This is a genomic window from Burkholderia sp. E168m23 (genome assembly GCF_016586125.1).
Lineage (GTDB): Bacteria > Pseudomonadota > Gammaproteobacteria > Burkholderiales > Burkholderiaceae > Burkholderia > Burkholderia orbicola.
This window is the reverse complement of sequence record NZ_BCPP01001166.1, coordinates 1-1883: the sequence shown is the minus strand read 5'-3', so window position 1 is coordinate 1883 and position 1883 is coordinate 1. Positions and strand designations below refer to the sequence as shown.

The 1883-nt window shown below is 68.8% G+C and carries 2 protein-coding genes; both read right to left on the bottom strand.

The features are described 5' to 3' along the window. Nucleotides 1-703, bottom strand: a 703-nt coding sequence (locus JMF90_RS35265) for an ABC transporter permease (RefSeq protein WP_201326180.1), incomplete at its 3' end; no start/stop codon positions are given. Further along, entirely contained in the window at nucleotides 704-1786 is a 1083-nt protein-coding gene (locus tag JMF90_RS35260) for an ABC transporter ATP-binding protein (RefSeq protein WP_011548363.1), read from the bottom strand. Nucleotides 1787-1883 lie beyond the last annotated feature (97 nt).

Genomic DNA, 1883 nt, shown 5'->3' with positions numbered 1-1883 from the left:
GGCGCAGCGTCGTGAACGGCGATGCGCCGAGCGACAGCGCCGCGTGTTCCGTCTGCGGATCGAGCCGCTGCAGCGCGGTCCACACCGGAATCACCATGAACGGCAGCATCACGTGCACCAGCGCGATCACGATCGCGAACGTCGTGTATTCGAGCTTGTACGGCCCGAGGCCGACGAGCGCGAGCGCCTGGTTCACGAGGCCGCTGGTGTTCAGCAGCATGCTCCAGCCGAACGCGCGCACGACCACCGACACGAGCAGCGGCGCGAGGATCGCGAGCAGGAACAACGAACGCCACGGGTCGCGCATCTTCGACAGCACGTACGCTTCCGGCGTGCCGATCGCGACGCAGATCGCGGTCGTCAGCGCGGCGATGCCGAACGTGCGCGCGAAGATCGTGTGGAAGTACGACGAGCCGAGCACTTCCGCGTAGTTGCCGAACTGGAACGCGGCGATCGGGCCGGTGGCCGGGTCGAAGCGGTAGAACGTCAGCACGAACGTCATCGCGAGCGGCACGAGCACGAGCGCGGCGAACAGCGCGAAGGCCGGTGCGCACATCAGCCACAGCGGCGCGTACGCGCGCCAACGCGCGCGCGGCGCGTTGCCGCCGACGGCGCGCGGCGACATTGCGTCGACGGCGGCCGGGGAGGCCGCGAGCCCGGCTGGCGCGCCGTCGGTCGAGAGCGGGCGGGAAGGCTGTCCCATTCAGGCCTCCCGGCGCATCACGCGCACGGCGTCGCTGTGCCAGTCGATGCCGACCGGCGCACCTTCCGCGAGCGGCTCCGTGCCTTCGTTCTGGCAGCACACGAGCACTTCGCCGAGCGCGCTGTCGACGCGGTACAGCCACTGGCTGCCGAGGAAGAAGCGGCTCGTGACGGTCGCGGCGAAACGGCCGGCGTCGGGCGCGCACAGCCGGAGCTTCTCGGGGCGGATGCAGACCGACACCGCATCGCCCACGCGCATGTCGCGTTCGCGTGGCGGCAGGTGCGCCGTGCGGCCGGTCTCGGCGAGATCGTGCCCGAGATCGATGCGGATCGCGTCGCCGTCGTGCGCGACGATCGTGCCGGGCAGCAGGTTCGCCTTGCCGATGAACTGCGACACGAAATGATTCTCCGGGCGTTCGTACGCGCGGTACGGCGTATCGGTCTGCGTGATGCGGCCGGCTTCCATCACGACCACGCGGTCGCTGATCGACAGCGCTTCCGACTGATCGTGCGTGACCATGATCGTCGTCGTGCCGATCTTGCGCTGGATTGCGCGCAACTCGAACTGCATGTCCTCGCGCAGCTTCGCGTCGAGGTTCGACATCGGCTCGTCGAGCAGCAGCACCGGCGGCTCGATCACCACCGCGCGCGCTATCGCCACGCGCTGCCGTTGGCCGCCCGACAGCTCGCGCGGAAAGCGGTGCGCGAGCGCATCGAGCCGCACGAGCGCCAGCGCCGCGCGGATGCGCTCCGCGCGCTCGGCCTTGTCGACGCCGCGCATGTCGAGGCCGAAGCCGACGTTCTCCGCGACGCTCATGTGCGGAAACAGCGCATAGCTCTGGAACACGATGCCGAGCCCGCGGCGGTTCGGCTTCAGGTGCGTGATGTCCTGCCCGTCGAGCGCGATGCGGCCGTGCGTGACGTCGACGAAGCCGGCGATCATCTGCAGCGTGGTCGTCTTGCCACAGCCGGACGGCCCGAGCAGCGACACGAATTCGCCTTGTTCGACCGACAGGTTGACGTCCGCGACGGCGGTGAGCTCGCCGAAGGTTTTCGTCAGATCCGTAAGCGTGAGAAACGACATGGGGAACTCCGGGTTCGCGCACCGCCTGGCCGGTGCGCCGATGACGCGGACTCTAGCCAGCCATATTTCGGCGCGTCAATTTGGAATTCTGCTGAAC